This is a genomic window from Leyella stercorea, from assembly GCF_021531355.1.
Classification (GTDB): domain Bacteria; phylum Bacteroidota; class Bacteroidia; order Bacteroidales; family Bacteroidaceae; genus Prevotella.
In genome coordinates, this window is the sequence record NZ_JADYTS010000197.1 from 1 (window position 1) to 576 (window position 576).

General features: G+C 48.6%; 1 protein-coding gene. It reads right to left on the reverse strand.

Annotated elements, in window-relative coordinates; translation table 11 throughout:
• Positions 1-576, reverse strand: a 576-nt coding sequence (gene mobV / locus I6E38_RS15055) for a MobV family relaxase (protein WP_235394736.1), incomplete at both ends; no start/stop codon positions are given.

Below are 576 nucleotides of genomic sequence, written 5' to 3' on the forward strand. Positions count from 1 at the left end.
CAGGCACGGTCTGCACATGGGCATGGATGCTTGTCTCGTCACAATGCACATCAAAGCCGATGACATTCTCTTCACCCCATTTCTCACATGCAAAGCGGTAGGTGTCCAATGCCCAGTCATAGATGCCTTTTTGCAATACAACCTTGCTGTGGTCAGCATTTGGATCTGATGTGTTGAGTTTCTGTTCACCAAAGGCAAGCCTGTTAAGCACATCATGGTCACCACTGAAGATGATACCGACAGTGCAGTTCGGACTGTTCCTTGAAACTTGGTCGGGACGCTTGGCATCCATATACGGCTTGAAGCCAAGTTCATCAAGTCTGTGCTGCAAGCGTTCATGCAACGGCACCGACTGGGAACCAAGAGGCAGTATCTTTCCATCCTTGACTATCTCAAAGTTGAGTCTCTTGCGTGTGTAGTTATAATGGTTGTTCTTGTCTATGTCCGCGTTTTTGAGTTGGTAACGCTTCTCGTCCCAACCTCTGCGTTCCGCCTCGTTGCCAACTTGGGACGAGAACGATTTCTTGTCTGTGCCTACATGGATGGCGGCACGTGGTATGTTTCTTTCCATAAGAA